Origin of the sequence: Motiliproteus sp. (genome assembly GCF_965230735.1) — a bacterium.
In the GTDB taxonomy this organism is placed as follows: domain Bacteria; phylum Pseudomonadota; class Gammaproteobacteria; order Pseudomonadales; family Balneatricaceae; genus Motiliproteus.
Window position 1 is genome coordinate 3,805,837 of record NZ_OZ246016.1, and the last position, 16,998, is coordinate 3,822,834.

General features: G+C 45.1%; 14 protein-coding genes. All 14 read right to left on the reverse strand.

Annotated features, from left to right (window positions below; genetic code table 11):
• Window positions 1–171: 171 nt before the first annotated feature.
• Window positions 172–1,806 carry a fatty acid--CoA ligase gene (locus ACO05M_RS17675; protein WP_421865975.1) on the reverse strand — a complete coding sequence of 545 codons (1,635 nt, stop codon included), beginning with the start codon at window positions 1,804–1,806 and terminating at the stop codon, window positions 172–174.
• A gap of 297 nt (window positions 1,807–2,103) precedes the next feature.
• Window positions 2,104–3,516, reverse strand: a complete 1,413-nt coding sequence (locus tag ACO05M_RS17680; protein ID WP_421865978.1) for a mannose-1-phosphate guanylyltransferase/mannose-6-phosphate isomerase — start codon at window positions 3,514–3,516, stop codon at window positions 2,104–2,106.
• A gap of 65 nt (window positions 3,517–3,581) precedes the next feature.
• Entirely contained in the window at window positions 3,582–4,991 is a 1,410-nt protein-coding gene (locus ACO05M_RS17685; protein ID WP_421865981.1) for an undecaprenyl-phosphate glucose phosphotransferase, read from the reverse strand.
• A 187-nt stretch (window positions 4,992–5,178) separates the two neighbouring features.
• Window positions 5,179–6,356 (reverse strand): IS3 family transposase gene (locus tag ACO05M_RS17690; RefSeq protein ID WP_421865984.1). Its coding sequence is split into 2 segments (ribosomal slippage): window positions 5,179–6,086 and window positions 6,086–6,356, totalling 1,179 coding nucleotides; the frame shifts between segments, so codons are not numbered across the junction.
• Window positions 6,357–6,454: 98 nt separating this feature from the next.
• Window positions 6,455–7,210: a WecB/TagA/CpsF family glycosyltransferase gene (locus ACO05M_RS17695; protein ID WP_421865987.1), complete on the reverse strand. Its 756-nt coding sequence runs from the start codon at window positions 7,208–7,210 to the stop codon at window positions 6,455–6,457.
• Window positions 7,210–9,063, reverse strand: coding sequence for an asparagine synthase (glutamine-hydrolyzing) (gene asnB / locus ACO05M_RS17700; protein ID WP_421865989.1), 1,854 nt, complete (start codon window positions 9,061–9,063; stop codon window positions 7,210–7,212). Before asnB ends, ACO05M_RS17695 begins: the two co-directional genes overlap by 1 nt.
• Window positions 9,051–10,205, reverse strand: a complete 1,155-nt coding sequence (locus ACO05M_RS17705; protein ID WP_421865992.1) for a hypothetical protein — start codon at window positions 10,203–10,205, stop codon at window positions 9,051–9,053. The genes asnB and ACO05M_RS17705 overlap by 13 nt, the downstream gene beginning before the upstream one ends.
• Window positions 10,189–11,589 (reverse strand): hypothetical protein, encoded by a 1,401-nt coding sequence (locus ACO05M_RS17710; protein ID WP_421865994.1) that lies wholly within the window; start codon window positions 11,587–11,589, stop codon window positions 10,189–10,191. The genes ACO05M_RS17705 and ACO05M_RS17710 overlap by 17 nt, the downstream gene beginning before the upstream one ends.
• Window positions 11,589–12,581 carry a glycosyltransferase family 2 protein gene (locus ACO05M_RS17715; protein ID WP_421865997.1) on the reverse strand — a complete coding sequence of 331 codons (993 nt, stop codon included), beginning with the start codon at window positions 12,579–12,581 and terminating at the stop codon, window positions 11,589–11,591. The genes ACO05M_RS17710 and ACO05M_RS17715 overlap by 1 nt, the downstream gene beginning before the upstream one ends.
• Window positions 12,578–13,621 carry a CDP-glycerol glycerophosphotransferase family protein gene (locus tag ACO05M_RS17720; protein ID WP_421866000.1) on the reverse strand — a complete coding sequence of 348 codons (1,044 nt, stop codon included), beginning with the start codon at window positions 13,619–13,621 and terminating at the stop codon, window positions 12,578–12,580. The genes ACO05M_RS17715 and ACO05M_RS17720 overlap by 4 nt, the downstream gene beginning before the upstream one ends.
• Window positions 13,622–13,731: 110 nt before the next feature.
• Window positions 13,732–14,838 carry an oligosaccharide flippase family protein gene (locus ACO05M_RS17725; RefSeq protein WP_421866003.1) on the reverse strand — a complete coding sequence of 369 codons (1,107 nt, stop codon included), beginning with the start codon at window positions 14,836–14,838 and terminating at the stop codon, window positions 13,732–13,734.
• A 106-nt stretch (window positions 14,839–14,944) separates the two neighbouring features.
• Window positions 14,945–15,808: a formyltransferase family protein gene (locus tag ACO05M_RS17730; RefSeq protein ID WP_421866006.1), complete on the reverse strand. Its 864-nt coding sequence runs from the start codon at window positions 15,806–15,808 to the stop codon at window positions 14,945–14,947.
• A 6-nt stretch (window positions 15,809–15,814) separates the two neighbouring features.
• The gene (locus ACO05M_RS17735; RefSeq protein WP_421866009.1) at window positions 15,815–16,219 is read right to left on the reverse strand and encodes a hypothetical protein; all 405 of its coding nucleotides are present in this window, start codon (window positions 16,217–16,219) and stop codon (window positions 15,815–15,817) included.
• A gap of 4 nt (window positions 16,220–16,223) precedes the next feature.
• Window positions 16,224–16,997, reverse strand: a complete 774-nt coding sequence (locus tag ACO05M_RS17740; protein WP_421866011.1) for an NTP transferase domain-containing protein — start codon at window positions 16,995–16,997, stop codon at window positions 16,224–16,226.
• Window position 16,998 lies beyond the last annotated feature (1 nt).

Below are 16,998 nucleotides of genomic sequence, written 5' to 3' on the forward strand. Positions count from 1 at the left end.
TTCTCAAACATCGAGATCACCGCATTAACACTTAACCCTATCTCCTTGACTCTGTGTTGGTAACAACTCTTCCCTATGGCGGTAAAACGAATTGCCCTTCCTACCGCACCGACTGCTTCAAATGAAGCATCGAGTGTGATCAATCCCAAACAGGCTAACTGTTCAGGGCGTTTACACCATCGTGCGGATCACCTTCTTATCGATCTTGCCCACACTGGTCTTGGGCAGCGCCTCGACCAGTACGATACGCTCCGGCACCGCCCACTTGGCAATCTCACCCTGCTCAACAAATTGTTGAAGGTGCTGCTGAACCTTTGCCAGATCCAACTCGGCATCGGCACAAGGCACGATCATGGCCAGTGGGCGTTCATCCCAGCGTTCATCGGGGACGCCGACCACGGCCACTTCGGCCACCGCCTCATGCTTACTGATCAGGTTCTCCAGTTCGATGGTTGAGATCCATTCCCCACCGGTTTTGATCACGTCCTTGATTCGGTCCTTGATCTGCACCACATGGGCGGGATCGATCGACGCCACATCGCCGGTATGCAGCCAACCACCGTCCCAGAGCTCCTCGCTCTTTTGCGGATCCTTGAAATAGCCCTGGGTCAGCCAGGGTGCGCGGGCGACGATCTCTCCAACCGCTTCGCCATCATGTACGACCGAGTTACCCTCCGGGTCGACGATTCTTAGGTCCACCATTGGTACCGGGATACCGGTCCTGATTCGGGCTCCGGTTTGCTGTTCGGCCGGAAGTTGGCGCGCCTGCTCGTCCAGATTCACCATCGTCAGCAACGGACAGGTCTCGGACATACCGTAAGCCGTAACGAAGTTGATACCACGACGGGCCATCTCCTCGGACAGCGCCTGGGTCGGTGCCGCACCTCCGGTCAGCATGTTCCAGCCTTGAAGATCAGCTGTTTTGGCCGACTCACAGCCAAGCACCATCTGCAACACGGTCGGGACCCCATGGGAAAAGGTAACTCCCTCACGCTGGAACAGTTGAATCAGCTTGTCGGGTTCGTAACGGCCCGGATACACCTGCTTCACACCCAGCATGGTAGCGACATAGGGCACTCCCCAGGCATGGACATGAAACATCGGGGTCATCGGCATGTAAACATCGTCGCTGCGCAACATAGGCACCGAATCCATACAACCTAATGCCGGCGCCATCGCCAGCGTATGCAGCACCAACTGGCGATGACTGAAGTAGACGCCTTTCGGATTTCCCGTGGTACCGGTGGTGTAGAAAGTGGTGGCGATAGAGTTTTCATCGAAATCCGGGAACTCAAAGTCCGACGAAGCCACCGACAACAGCGCCTCGTATTCGCCGATCACTTTCAGCTCGGTAGCTGGAGCCTTGGTGTCGGTCAGCTGAATATAACCACGCACGCTCTCGAGTGAGTCGGCGACCTGCTCTATGAGCGGCAGGAAGTCGTCATGGACCAGCACCAGATCATCTTCGGCATGGTTCATGGTGTAGATGATCTGTTCAGGGCTCAAGCGTACATTCACATGATGCAGTACCGCGCCGATCATCGGCACAGCAAAATAGGCTTCCAGATAGCGATGACTGTCCCAATCCAAGACCGCCACAGTATCCCCGGCACCGATTCCGGCTTCCGCCAACGCATTAGCCAAGCGGGCAATGCGCTCATTCAGGGTCAGGTAGTTATAGCGGCAGATATCGCTGTAAACGATCTCACGATCGGGATAATAACGCTGACCAGACAACAGCAGGTTTTTGATCAGCAAAGGCGAGTTGTGGGCGTTCCGCGCCGGTTCCAGAATCCGTGTCTTCATTGGAGCTCCTTGGATATAACAATTATCGGCCCGTCGGCCTATTCCAAGCGTAGCTCCATTGTGGGTAGCTGCCAGCCCAAGCGCTGTTTCTAAACGGATAGCAATTGAGCAGACCGGATGACGATGATTGCCCCCCTAGCGCGGGGAGAGCCCTAAAGGGCAACAAAAGAAGTGTTGCCAATCGAAGCAAGAATAGAGAGGCCGACTTATATGCGAAAGAAAGAGCCCTACCGTGATCAAAGAACGATCGGACTGTTAGTTCCCCAACAAGTAGCTGAAGACTAGTGACAATTGATCTTAACGACCGTAACGGTCTTCCAGCCTGACAATATCATCCTCACCGAGATAGCTACCGGTCTGGACTTCAATCAGATCAAGCGGAATCTTACCGGGATTCTCTAGGCGATGGACCTCACCGATCGGGATATAAGTGGATTGATTCTCGCTGACCAGGAAGGTCTTCTCGCCACAGGTAACTCGTGCTGTACCATTAACTACAATCCAATGCTCGGCCCGGTGGTGGTGTTTCTGCAACGATAGCTGCTCACCTGGCTTGACCCGGATATGTTTAACCTGAAACCGTTCACCCTGATCGATCGACTCGTAACTACCCCAAGGGCGGTAAACGCATTTTTGGTCGGTAGCCTCTGCCCGATTCTGTTGTTTTAGCTGACTAACAATTGCTTTGACATCCTGTACTCGATCCTTGGCTGCCACCAGCAACGCATCGGCCGTTTCAACTACAACCAGAGAATCGACCCCAACAGCGGCCACCAAGCGATCGGTACTGGATAGGTAGCTATCGCTAACATCATGGGTTAACACATCGCCTCGGCAGACATTTCCCGCCGTATCCTTAGCTGTAACATCCCACAGCGATGACCAGGAACCGACATCGCTCCATCCCGCATCCAACGGCACCATCACCGCCCGATCGGTCTTCTCCATCACCGCGTAATCGATCGAGATGTCCGGGCTACGCTTGAAAGCCTCTTCATCTAGGCGGATAAAATCCAGATCCGGATGCTCGCTAGCCAACGCCTGACGGCAAGCTTCCAGCACCTCGGGTTGAAATTTCTTCAGTTCTTCCAGATAGGCCGATGCCCGGAACAGAAACATGCCGCTATTCCAGAAATAACAGCCAGCATCGAGATAGGACTGTGCCGTCTCACGATCCGGCTTCTCAACAAAGGCTTCTACCGATCGAGAAACCACTCCCTCGCCAGCTTTGATATAACCGTAACCAGTCTCCGGCTGAGTTGGCACGATACCAAAAGTCACCAGCCCCCCTTCAACCGCCACAGCCCTGGCCTGATCAACAGCGCTATGGAAAGCGTCATGGTCCAGAATCACATGGTCGGCAGCCAGCACCAGCAAAAGAGGGTCTTTACCGTCCTTAATCGCATGCAACGCCGCCAATGCAACCGCCGGCGCTGTATTACGCCCGACTGGTTCCAAAATGATCCCACTTGGCTTATGACCCTCAGTCCGAAACTGCTCGGCCACGAGAAAGCGGTGGGACTCATTACAAATCACCAAGGGGGCTGCCAAACTTTCCAAGCCATCCAGACGAGCCGCGGTATCTTGAATCATCGTGGTTTCATTGACCAACGGCAGAAACTGCTTTGGACAGTGGCCACGGGAGGCAGGCCATAGACGGGTTCCAGACCCGCCGGACATGATGACCGGCACTAATTGCTGACTATCCATTTGTTGCGCGATCCTCTGATATGGTTAGAAACCTACGCGCTCCAGTGTAGTCAAAACCAACGCCCCTAGTACGCATTCTTATGCACAAAGCCTTTGAAAATAGTCAAAAAGATTATTTTCAAATCAAACCAGAGCGACCAGTTTTCGATGTAGTAAAGGTCGTATTCAACCCGTTTCTCCATCTTATCCAGTGTATCCGTTTCGCCCCGCCAACCGTTTATTTGCGCCCAACCCGTAATACCTGGCTTAACCAGATGGCGCTTCATGTAGCCGCCAATTAAGCCTTTGTACTGTTCATTATGAGCCACCGCATGGGGACGGGGACCAACAATCGACATACGTCCCTGAAGCACATTAAAAAACTGCGGCAATTCATCTAAGGATGTGCGTCTTAAAAAGGCGCCCAGAGGAGTGATACGAGAGTCGTTCTTCTGCGCCTGCTTCACTACAGCACCGTTATCCTGGGCAGTCATGGATCGAAATTTGTAGACTTTGATCTCTTCTCCATTGATACCGTAACGACGCTGCTTGAAGATAACCGGCCCCGATGAAGTCAATTTGATCGCACCTGCGATTACCGCTAATACAGGACTGATAAGCAACAGGATAATCGCGGATAGCACTCGGTCTTCAATCCCTTTAAGTACCCGATGTATTCCATCCATCGGAGATGCGGATAGATCGATTACCGGAAGGCCGGCGATCTCAGACACAGAATGATTGATCAACTGGAAGCCGAAAATATCCGGAACAAAGCGTAGATCGACCGGAACATCGTCCAAAGATTCAAAAAGAGCCCGCATGCGCTGCTCATCTTCAAGCGGCAGGCAGATCCAGACCTGATCAATTTTCTTCTGTCTTACATAATCAGGGCAGGAGTCGAGGCCTCCGAGTACCGGGAGGTCGCTAAGAAAGGCATTTAACATTGGTTGGAGATCATCGGTGAAAAAACCCGCAACCTGTAGTCCTGTCCAATTCTCGGATAGCAAAGTTGTTGCCACCCGTTGCCCTAATTCATCAGATCCAACAATGACAATCCTACGGATATTGAGACCATTCTCCCGTATATACCCCAAGAACCCACGCATCAAAAAACGGGACACGACAAGCCAGGCTAATCCAATGGTGTACCAGAGCCCAAACCAAAGTCGCGAGTACTCTTCTGATGTTTTGGTAAGTACAGCCAACATGGCCAGCACTGCAAATAGCGAAGTCCAGCCCAAAAACAAAGCCCGCGCCTCCTCCATCTTGGTTGCGCCGCGCCAAGTCCTGTATATGGAAAAGAATGGGTAAACAGTAAAAGATGCAAAAGAAGCAACCACAACCGCTACGGTGTAGTCATGGTGAAAGGTACTGGTTCCAATTGCCAAACCCATAGCAACCCAGCAACTGAGCACAAGCACAAACCAATCAAGTCCACGAAGGGTCCACATCAAAGTGTGAGAGTGCTCTTTAAGGAAACCCGAGTATTTCATGTGGTGTCAGACAGTCCCATTGTCATAGTAAGAAGCGCGCATTATGTCGGATCAGCATATCAGCGTACAGTGCTTGATAGGGGCAACAGGCTTGGCGAACCTGCCCTATTCCCCACCTTATCCGTTCTAACAAGAAGGAGCTGAAAGCTATGTACACAAGTAGGTTTGTGACGACCAATTGTAGTGGTCAAGTAAAACTGGCCACGGATTTGTACGCATTCCAGTAGTTTTTCTCTGTCATATTCGGCGGCAACATATCGCTGTGTTGATGCGGCCGGACCTGGCTGTAATAGCCAATCAAGTAATCAGTAATCGACTGCTTGGCTTGAGCAAATGAGGTGTAGCCAGTTTCGGGTATCCACTCCGTTTTCAGGCTGCGGAAGAAGCGTTCCATTGGCGCGTTATCCCAACAGTTTCCTCTTCGACTCATGCTCTGCTGGATCTGGTAGCGCCATAGGTGCTGCCTGAACCGCAAGCTGGTGTATTGAACACCTTGGTCGCTGTGGAACATCAGATCCTTCGGCCTTCCTCTCGATTCATACGCCATCATCAACGCCTTACTTGTCAGCTTGCTATCAGCTTTTAGCGATAGCGCCCAGCCGACTGGCCTGCGGGCATAAAGATCCAGTACGACCGCCAGGTAAGCCCAACGCTCTCCAGTCCAGACATAGGTGATGTCGCCACACCAAACCTGGTTAGGTTTGCCGACCACGAACTGTCGATCTAGTGCGTTCGGGATTGCCACATGAAGCTTATCGGCTCGCTTATACGCATGTTTTGGCAGCTGGTTGCTCACGAGGCGTAACTCCTTCATCAGCTTGCTTGCAACATAACGGCTGAGTGCCACGCCTCGCTGAGTGACGATGCTGGCCACTGTTCTTGCTCCGGCAGACCCTCCGCTCAACTGATGGGCGGCTCGCACCATCAGTTTAAGCTTGCGACGATAAGGGTTATCGCTTCGAGGCTGGCTGCGCCAGTACTTGTAACTGCTGCGCTGAATATCGAAGATCTGGCACAGCTGTTTGATCGGATAGCTCTCTTGAAGACGCTGAATTATCGAATATTTTTCAGCTCGTCTGACATCAAGAGAGCCAAGCCCTTTTTTAGAATCTCTTTCTCCGTCTCTGCGCGTTTGAGCTGTCTCTCTAGCTCCCTTATACGACGCTGCTCCGGGGTCATCGGCGCGGCTTTCGGACTGTCCCCGCTACGCTCCTGTTTGAGTTGACGTACCCACTTCTCCATTGAGGAGCGACTGACGTTCATCGCCTCACAAGCTTCGCGGATGGTGTAGCCGTGGTCGATAACCAGTTGAGCTGATTCGAGACGGAATTCGGGGCTGAAGTTAGGTCGAGATTTTCGGGTCATTGGATCACCTGTTGTTGAAGAGGTGATGCTATCACCTCTATTCAGGTGGCCAAATTCACTATGCCACTACATACCCATGACCATCAAAAGGCCGAAAGTCATCCTAATTTTTGGGTAATCCACTCTTTCAGCAATAGCCACGCAAACTGACTGTTGGTGACAAGGTAACGCTTCCACATCCGACGTGGTTCTTGAATAACGCGATAGAGCCACTCCAAGCCATAGCGCTGCATCCAAACAGGCGCGCGCTTGACCTTGCCGGCGACCACATCAAAGGTACCACCGACACCCATCACAAAATCGACGCCGAGCTGATCTTTCCATCGGTTGATAAAGTTTTCTTTCTTAGGCGAAGTAATCGCAACAAACAGCAGTCGAGCACCAGACTCACGGATCTGGTTCACTACTGTTTCTTCATCATCCCAGAAGTAACCGTGGTGACAGCCAGCTACATCAAGACCGGGATACAAAGCCTGTACACGCAAACTAGTTTCAGCAACGATCGATTCTTCCGCACCCAACAAAAATACTGAAAACCCCTTCTCGGCGCTCATGGCCAACAGGTTATGAAACAGGTCCACACCTGCAACGCGCTCAGGCACATTATGACCGAGAGATCTAGCCCCTAGCACAACGCCCATACCATCGATATTGATGATGTCGCACTCACGCACAGATTGATCGAGTGCAGCATCCTTGCGCATGTTAACCACTTTGGCCACATTCACGACCACATGCTGGGTGAAACGACGCTCAGATATAGACTGAGCAATGTGCTTTACTGTCTCCTCCATACTGGCCACATCCATTGGGCAGCCCATCATACATATTCTGTTCATTGAGATTTTTAACATCAGACTATGTGCTCCTTGCGCCACAGAGCAAGCATCAATAACGCGAAAACTTGCCGACTCCGGTCAGGTTTCCCTGCAATGTGCTGATGCCAAATAGCTTTAACACCATCACGACAGAGCAGCCCATCAAGCCCTTCAACAAGCAAGGGTTCCAGCCAATCTCGCCACTCATGGCAGGACCAACGCCTAAACGGTACTTGAAAGCCTTTTTTGGGCCTGTGAACAATCTCTGAAGGCAAATAACGCTCAGCCATAGCTTTATGAATAATCTTGGACTGCCGCCATTTAATGCGGTATTCGATGGGAAGTGACTCAACAAAAGCAACCAATTCCGTATCCAACATAGGGACACGAGCCTCAAGCGAAAAGGCCATTGATGTCTTATCGCCGTAAAGCAGAAGGTCGTCCGCTAGGTTCATCCGCGTATCAAGTCGCATCATATTCTCGACGCTAGATAGGCTTGAGTTACCAAACCACTGCATCCAATTCTCAATTTGATGGGAAACGCCACCATCATGCGCCTTTCCGGTTAGTAAGTGCCGCTCTTCTGAAGTGAATAAAGATGCAGCCTCTATGATTTGTTCAACCGGATTACTCTTTGAAAGTGACCTAAAGCCTCGCTCTAAAGACTCCGGTTTACCCAGCCAACGAGACAGCGCAAAATTAGCCCCGCTCCAGAATAGCGGCAAACCAAACCGCCTACGAACCAGCTCAACTTGGTAACGTTTATACCCACCCCATGGCTCGTCCGTTCCTTGCCCAGTCAAGACAACAGTAACCTCTTTCCTAGCGTGCTGAACAAGTTGCCACATGGGCATAATCGAAGTTGTACCCAAAGGCTCTTCAATACTTTTCGCAATAGCAGGCAAAGACGACATCATTTGCTCAGGGGTGATATGTACCTGACTGAATGGCAAATCAAGCACTTTCGCCGTATGAGCAGCGTCATCTATTTCACACTCCTCATGCCCTTGACCAAAACCAACAGTAAAACAAGGCGGAGAGGAACCAGCCTCCTTAGCCATCGCTGCGACAAGAGCTGAATCGATCCCACCAGACAAAAGAACACCAACCGGTACGTCAGAAAGAAGCTGTCTACTAACCGCATCGAAAAGCTTTTGCTGATAAACACTAACAGCTTCATCAAAGGAGCCTCTAAACCTAGTAGACTGAGGCTGAACATAGGGACGTGTATTAGATTTACGGCTACTGACATCAACACACATTACATGACCGGGAGGAAGTCGTTTAATGCCATCCCATAAAGTCAAAGGGGAAGGAACGTACCGCAGTGTTAAGAACTGCTGCAAGCCTGAAATAGAAACATTTGGTTGTGCCCCCCCCAAATCAGAAGAGATTCTTTTTAAAGCCCGAACTTCAGAAGAGAATGCAAAGCACTCTTGAGACTCTGAGTAGTAAAGCGGCTTGATACCATATGGGTCTCTAGCCAAATACAGTTTATTCTCTAAGGTATCAAATGCAGCAAAAGCAAACATACCGTTGAGATCAGCCAAAGCCTTATAAATACCATGGGCAGAAATCAATTCTACTAGCGTTTCTGTATCTGAATGCCCTTTAAAAGGTTCGACAAGGGTGCTTCTTAAAGATAAGTGATTGTAAATTTCGCCATTGAATGTCAACCACCAGCGCCCATCTTTACTCTGCATTGGCTGGTGGCCATGTGTGGATAAGTCTAGAATTGCAAGCCTAGTATGCCCAATCCAGACGTGCTTGTTCGCGATACTGAAGCTCTGTGCACCCTGCCCATCAGGGCCACGATGATGAAGACTCTCCAAAAGCTCACTGACTGCCGTTACTACATCGGAAGAAATAGTCCCTATTATTCCACACATGATACGCAACTATCCTTAGAAATTTGTTCTAAACGTGACCGTTGATATATGAAAGGAGCTATCCCCCAGCGTATAAAGTTACGCCCCCACTTTAACCCAAACATATCAATTCTTGAGAACCAATCATCCTCTCTACGAAAGACAGCCTCAACATGCTTAGCAAAGAGAGCCGCTTCATCATATAGCTTCAAGTCAATCAGTAACCCTAAGTATTCAGCCTGGTCATAAATATCCCATTTGAATGGATCTTTGATATCTCGAGATACAAAACGCTTACAAAGCATTGAATTCTCATCAAACATGTTTTCCTTGAGGAACCTAAAGCCTCTGTCAATAGAGAGAAAGACCCTATCATTAAGACTGGGCATTATATTTCTTACTTTAATTAAATTCTTCAATACGAAGCAAGAGTGAAAACAATCGATGAAGTTTCCCTCAGCATCATCTGAGTAATAAAACCAAGACCCATCATCTTCTTGATTTAGCAGTATCCAATTGATGATTTTTTCTGCTTTGGCTTGACAATAAGCCCGACGATCCTCAGCACCATATGTTGCATGCAAGCAATACAAATATGCTGCATAAGCGTTAGCATTGACAACTATTCGCTCTTCCTTGACGGGCGCATACGAAAGAGCCAAATGAGACTCTCCATCTTCCATCACCTCAAGACTCTCTATAAAATGGAAAGAGTTGAAAAACATCTCATAGGAATTAACATCATTGGTTTTCAAATAACATTGTAAGCAAACTTCTACAAAATAAGGAGTATGGGTAATAAAAGAGACACTCTCATCATACAATCCGTTCTTAGACATCCAGCAAAAACCCAAACCGACAGACGGGGCAGACGGTTTTATCTTAAAGCAGTCACAAAACCATCGAATTGCCGAAGGGTAATTAATATCAGGCTGGGCTCCGATTAGGAGGCAAGATGAAATAGGGTAAGATTTTTTCCTAACCCTAAATATCCTTCTTGATAGCTCTGGAACAAGCCAGTCAACAACACCGATAATAATACATAGCAAACGCCCTACCAAGAGCCCCTTATAGAACCTCTCCCTAGCCCATACACCTATTTTTGTAGACCATAGATCGTAGGGATCATAACTTCTTACGGTATAACTAATTTTCTCTGACATACCAACTCCGACAACAAAGCCCTGCCGTAAAAAATAACGGGAAAACAACAACTGGCGAAAATCCAGAAGAAACAAAAGGTATAATCGAGAACCAGCCTAACACAACAGAAGAACATGCTCTGTTTATTTTTTGAGCAAAGCCAACTTGTTTAACAACCAAGAGAATAAGATAGAAAAAACCCGAAAGACCAATAAAGCCAACCGAAAGGACGATAGTGCTGAGCCCACTATCTGACTGGAGAACACTGAATGACTCATGAGCGTTGACCCCTGCATGATAGCCAGATCCAACTGTGCCGATTCCAATCAGATACTCAGAAAAGTTATTTAGTTGGAATGAAAGCAACATCGCATCCAGGTGCGTACTCGCTGTATCGGCAATACCTAACAACATATAAGCACTGACCAGAAAATATCCTATAAAACAATACAACAGAAGGAATAGCACACTCTTGATACGCCCAGGGCGATACAGTTTATGCAATAAAAAATACGTCATATAGGACACTACTAGCATCATCCATGCTGTTTTGACGAAAGACAGCATACAGAACAGAAAAAACAATACGGACAATGCAAGAAAAATAAGCTTATTCTTTCTTGAGCTTTCGTAAAAAGACCAACTCAAGACTGAAAAGAATGCTGACAGCTGACCAAAATGGTGTGGTTCAAAAAAAATTGAAGACAAACGGTAAATCATAATCCCGGAGTTATATGACCATTTATTAGATATCATCCCATTATCAAAGGTTGCGGCATTCTTTAAAGCAGAAACAAAGGCGGAATCAAACCACACGGTCCAAAATTCAACACCAAAGGAATCCAAAAAAACAAATGCAACAATAATGAATAACATCCCCAAGACACAGTACAAAAAACTTTTCCTAGCCTCATCAGGAATCAAACAATAAGACCCTATCACAAAGGCCGTGAAGAAGAGGCAAAGATTTCTGACTACAACAGCAGTAGTCTTTACGTCTGACTTAAATAAAGAAACAGATAAAACAAAGGCAATATAAAAGAAATAAAAAGCCAAACTAGTACCAAGGCTGATTCGATAAACAACTAAAGGTAATAGAATGAATGGCAAAACATGAACAAAGCCAACAAAATGAGTATAGCCGGGATATATAGATAGACCACCACTCAGGGAAGAATAAAAACCATAGACAACATATAGGAGCCAAACTGTAGCGACGTAAGCCAGCGATGTGAATATAGGGCTCAGGCGGAAAGAAAATATAAAGAAACATGCCAGCATAGGCAGCAGCATATACTGAATAAAGCTAGCCGAGGCAAATACGATCTGAACTGAAAACAACAATAGCAACAAAGAAAAGAATAAAAATTCAGATCCATGCCTATTTATAAAATGATCACTCATTAGATGGAGCCACTTATTTTTTGACTTCTAGCACGACGAATAAACCAAAAATACAACCGTTTTGAAAAGATCAAAATTATCAACTTAGCCAAACGACCCGCAGACTTGTCATTCATATAGAGCGAAAAACATCTGTGTGATATTTTAATTCTGCCCAACCAGCATTTTGCAAGCAAAGCATTTTCCAAACTAAGTGAATCAACAGTTCTGCACAGGAGAATTCTCTTATAACCATTAAGTGACTGAGCAATAAATTTCAAATTGAGTATTTGATTATCCAGCTCCTTTACCCGATGACGTACAGCCTCATCCCCTCTGATGCCAATACTAGCCCAAATCCCAGACAAACTTTCATGAAATCTATAATCTACCAAAGCCTCAGAAATATTAAACACCAGCCCCTTGGATGCACAAATAAAAGGGATGATTTGGTCCTCATTATTCAAGCTGGTAGGCAACGGAAATATATCTCTATTGAGACAACTTAGCCATGCTCCTGTTGCGCCAACGATCAGCGAATGCCCCGAACGACACATCTCATCGCATGTGAACAGACCAGCAGGCCCGTTCTTATAGAAACCTATAACGTCACCATCGACATTAACAGCTCTGGCCTCACTGCCAACGTATTTAATATTCTTATTTGAAGAGAATGCCTGTACTATTTTTTCTACACGATCAACCCTTGAGAAATCATCACTGGCATGAATAACAACAACTTCACCTTCTACATACTCGATTGCATCATTGATATTATTGATAATACCAACGTTTTCTGACCTTTTTATAGGCTTGATTGGTATAGAAGATGAGAATTCAGATACAAAGTCATCGACAATTTGTCTAGAACCGTCAGAAGAACAATCATCCGCGATGATAATTTCTATATTTTTATAAGATTGATTAGCTATCGAATACAAGCACTCTCCCAAGTACTTTTCATGATTATAACTTAGCAACAAAACAGAAACTAATGGTTCTCGGCCCATCATTTAGCACCATAAATATCTTCAGATATATTAATCAAGGCGGCTTTACCAACTTCAACAGCATCTAGGTGATTATACAAATAACTGTCCCGCGCAGATTCAATACTTTCTTTCAAAGCCTCATAATTATTAAAGACCATCGATACAGCCGAGCATATTTCATTTTTATCAATAACAAATCCGACTCTTTCCCTACACTCTTTTTCCATAGCAGGGAGGCCAAGATCTTTTAAGGTCTTGGAGGAAATTTTTTGCTGAGAGTTTATAAATAAGACAGGCCTTGTTAAGGCAAAAGCAAACTCATAGGCAACGCCGGACCAATCTGATATCAGCAAATCACTTTCGGAAAGCGAGGCCAAAAAATCAATACTTGAATCTTCAATAGTAAAATCATTCTTACCAAAACACGCAGATAAGTATTTAATATCTCCCATCTGGTATAAAAATGAGTGAGGGTGAGGACGAAGCTTTACATAATAACCATTATCAATGAGGCCAGCGATTGTTGATTCTAGATCACTGTTAATTATATTTTCTTTGTGCCACGATGGAGCTATGCATATAACTTTACGATCAGAACTATAGAGATTTGATCCAGCATAGGTCGTCAGCTCATCTACTTTTGGGTAACCTACTTTATAGAAAGCAGCTCTCAGCCCCCTAATCTCCTTAATCGCATTAAACTCCAATAAATGATGAGGACCGGCACCTATGAAATATTCGTAGTTATCAAATCCATCATCGCCGTATATCAAATGCATACTCACAAGCGAATGAAATATATGTACTGCTTTGGATCTGGCAGGCTTACATTCATACTTTAGATTTGATGCCGGCGTCACGTACATCTTACATTTCAAAAGAATATTATAAATCTCAAATTTATTATCGATATAATATCTTGACGCCTCATCCACAGAGTCACTCATATAGCCATCTAACACAACAACAGACTTTCCAGCATCCCTTAATGCATCAATAAAAAATTCAGAAAACTGTCTGTGAGCCCTAAACTTATTATAAAAAAGAATCGGCTCATCCATATGACTTATAGTAGAATTTATCTGATTAATTTTCCCGATAGCATTTCGTGCGCTTTTCGACACCAGAGGGTATATAGCAAAATACAGGAACAGTTTAACAAAGGATTTAATCATGTTCTTTTAATTTTCAGTACAGTAATGCCAATATAAAAATATACAGCTAGCACATAGATCGAGAAGGCAAAAAGGCCAGTTTTAAAGTCATCAAGATATATAGACATTCCAAATATAATTATTGCACCGCACGCAGTAGCAAGTTGGTTTATGAGGACTTGTCTCTGCATTCCGACAAATTGATACACACAAGTAAACGGTGCAACCACAACCATAGGTATAATCAAAACAGTAAATATATATATATACTCAATAGAGTCATCCCATTCATCGGAAAAGAAGTAATCTATTAGTAACGGCGCGATAAAAACCAAGGCTAAAAAAGACAAAACGGACATAATTAATAAAAAATATAATTCCTTCCCTACTCCTGAAAGAAGACTCTCTCCGTTACGTTTTCTGTTTGAGAACATTACCGTCAGATGCTGGAGAACCGACCCTCCAATTATCTGCATAGGGGCCAAGGATAATTTTTGGGCGAAATTCACATTTGCTGCAATAACGGGGCTGAAGAAGTAGCCACTGACAATGACAGGAAGGGAGTATGCAAAGGTATGCAGCATACGCCCCAAACCCATATAGTAATAATTAGAATATTTACTTATACAGCTGGAAAGACTTAACGAACCTCTTTCCAGTTTTATCCTGTCTAACAAAATCAAGGAAATTATTGAAAAGGAAATAGCGTACCCGACTACAGATCCATATATTATCTCAACTGTTGGATTCTCAATATATAATCCAGCAATAGCTGGCAAAGAGAAAATCAACAGCGCATTCCAGACCCGATAGCCAGACAACATCTTTACTAAACCATACCTTAGGCAATATTGTTCACAAAGGTAGCAGACAGATATAATCAAAGCGCAAAATGGAACCAATATATAACTTGAATCAACAGATAGAATAACGATAAAAGACAAAAAGGCCAACAGCGTTGAGAATACTAAATAAAGCTTAGAGACAGGCAGCAGATCCTTCTCGTCACAGACAGGGATAGCGTTTTGCAGGCCAAAGCTATACACCATAGAAAGCAAGTTAGCCAACACTATAAAAATTGAATAATGACCAACATGAGCAACCGGATAAATTTTAGCCAGCACAAAGAATCCTATCAGAGAAACCCCTGAGGATAACATCGACGATGAAAGCAGCAATGAGATATTAGAAAAAAATCGAGGCACGGTATTTTTATAAAAACTCGCTTGGTCAATGAGTTGAATTGAAAAACATTTTAAGAACTTTGTTTTTTAAATCTCTGTGCATGAAGTGGTAAACTCTACCTTGATTTGGATCTTGAGACCTTCCTTCCCTTTGCCACAAAGATCGACCAGATTTAATAGACTGATCTACCTCTTCTGCCAGTAAACTCGCTCTCATATGCGGGTCATAAAAATCTAATAGAGCCCTATAACAAATGTTATTCCCATATTTTTTCATCAAATCACAACTAAAACTAGGCAGGTCAAACTCTTGCTTTCTTAGAACATCTCCAGTATCTATTCCTTCATTCATGAAGAACAAACTATAGCCAAGCTTTTCTCTTACCAATGCAGACCACAATATACCATCAGCTCCTTTTACATCAGGAACAGTTCCAGGGTGAACATGAAGAATTTTTTTACCACAGTCATTTATAAAATTTGATTTAACAATCCCGCCACCCGTAAATATAGCAGCGGAGGCAGTGGATTCTCTAACCAATTTCATCAGCGAATCATCTTCAAAATTATTTACAGCCACCGACTTTACTGACTTGGAATATTTTTTAAAATCAAATCTCTTATCAAAATCAATCTGTACATCGAAGTCAGCAGTCAGCTGAGCCCCAACCCTTCTAATTCCCCTGGCTTCTGATTTAAACCTAGAAACATACCGATACAGGTCATAGACAAACAGCGACATCCTTTCCCCAAAAATACTGCACAACTTAGAAAACTTATGATTTCTTGGAAAAAAGTCAACCAACACTATATCTTTTGGCGCATAACCTCCGGCATTCAAATAAGACAGATAAGCACGCGCAACCGGCGATCTACGGTCGGCAATTACCAAAACATCTAACTCAATCAACAATATCTACCTTAACAGACGAGACTTAACGCTATTTACAAAACCAACCTGATCTTTCGTCAGCGAATCAATTTGACAGATTTCATATACATCTTCCATTTTTAATGCACAGTTTAGATACTTGTAATCTATCTGGGAATCCGACAAGCAGAGCAATAGAAAAAACATTAGAACGATGTAATCAGGACGCATCAGTTCCTGCCCTACAGGGGCCGACAGGTCTTCAGAGTAATTCATCAATACACGCCTTGTAACCTCAACCTTTTTACAAAGGGCATCTAAGACAAAATGATCATAATCGTTTAAATCTCTTAAATTCCCATCCCACAATCCAAACAAATAATTCTCAGTCGAGAATCCATCTTTGACTACAGGATTAACAATGCTCGGAATAAGCTTTTTAATATTCATAGGCTCAGATATTTACAATATCCTTTAAAGAGCCATCAGCAATCTTTTTGTTATATAATTCTAGCTCACCAGCCGTATCAACTTCGAGCCAACCATTGTCAACAAGCCGAGCCTCTACACACCATTTGCTATCGATCAAATACTGAATAAAGCTGGTCATATACATATTATCGAAGTCTTTACCATCGTATATGGAATCTCTATCCAGATCGTCATAAGCTTTAATAAACCTCTTCACGCAATCTTTTCTTACCCGTATCAGCCCGATATATTGCGCCTGTACCTCCTCATATCCCTGCGGGGGCTTTCCAAGCTCAACTACTCTATTATCTGAGTCCATAACAAATGTTTCGGCATCGGATAATGGATCATCCATACGCAATTGCCATAAACGGCGCCACTGCTGATCAGCCGCCACACTGATCTCGGCATCTGAGGAAAGAATTGAATCTAATACCTTCTTTTCGTAAACGATATCGCCATAACAAATCAGCAGATCATCTTGCGTGTCTATTCTGTCTTTAGCGCAAAATAATGTTGCTACCATGTTTGTTGTAGAAAACCTTGGGTTAATCACCATTTCGGTGTCGGGTGCATCAATTCTGTCAGCCATATACCCGCCTACCAATGTGATATCCTGCACACCCGCTTCACGTAGGGTTTCAAGCTGCCGGTGTAACATAGGCCGGCCAGCCAATGAAACCATGCACTTTGGGCGATCACTAGTATAGGGGCGCAAGCGGGTACCCTGACCCGCTGCAAGAATTATTGCTTTCAAG

What these genes read in the sequence shown, in the direction of transcription:
- ACO05M_RS17675 (WP_421865975.1), bottom strand. Translation starts at nt 1,806, where the DNA reads ATGAAGACACGGATTCTGGAACCGGCGCGGAACGCCCACAACTCGCCT.
- ACO05M_RS17680 (WP_421865978.1), bottom strand. Translation starts at nt 3,516, where the DNA reads ATGGATAGTCAGCAATTAGTGCCGGTCATCATGTCCGGCGGGTCTGGA.
- ACO05M_RS17685 (WP_421865981.1), bottom strand. Translation starts at nt 4,991, where the DNA reads ATGAAATACTCGGGTTTCCTTAAAGAGCACTCTCACACTTTGATGTGG.
- ACO05M_RS17695 (WP_421865987.1), bottom strand. Translation starts at nt 7,210, where the DNA reads ATGTTAAAAATCTCAATGAACAGAATATGTATGATGGGCTGCCCAATG.
- asnB (WP_421865989.1), bottom strand. Translation starts at nt 9,063, where the DNA reads ATGTGTGGAATAATAGGGACTATTTCTTCCGATGTAGTAACGGCAGTC.
- ACO05M_RS17705 (WP_421865992.1), bottom strand. Translation starts at nt 10,205, where the DNA reads ATGTCAGAGAAAATTAGTTATACCGTAAGAAGTTATGATCCCTACGAT.
- ACO05M_RS17710 (WP_421865994.1), bottom strand. Translation starts at nt 11,589, where the DNA reads ATGAGTGATCATTTTATAAATAGGCATGGATCTGAATTTTTATTCTTT.
- ACO05M_RS17715 (WP_421865997.1), bottom strand. Translation starts at nt 12,581, where the DNA reads ATGATGGGCCGAGAACCATTAGTTTCTGTTTTGTTGCTAAGTTATAAT.
- ACO05M_RS17720 (WP_421866000.1), bottom strand. Translation starts at nt 13,621, where the DNA reads ATGGATGAGCCGATTCTTTTTTATAATAAGTTTAGGGCTCACAGACAG.
- ACO05M_RS17735 (WP_421866009.1), bottom strand. Translation starts at nt 16,219, where the DNA reads ATGAATATTAAAAAGCTTATTCCGAGCATTGTTAATCCTGTAGTCAAA.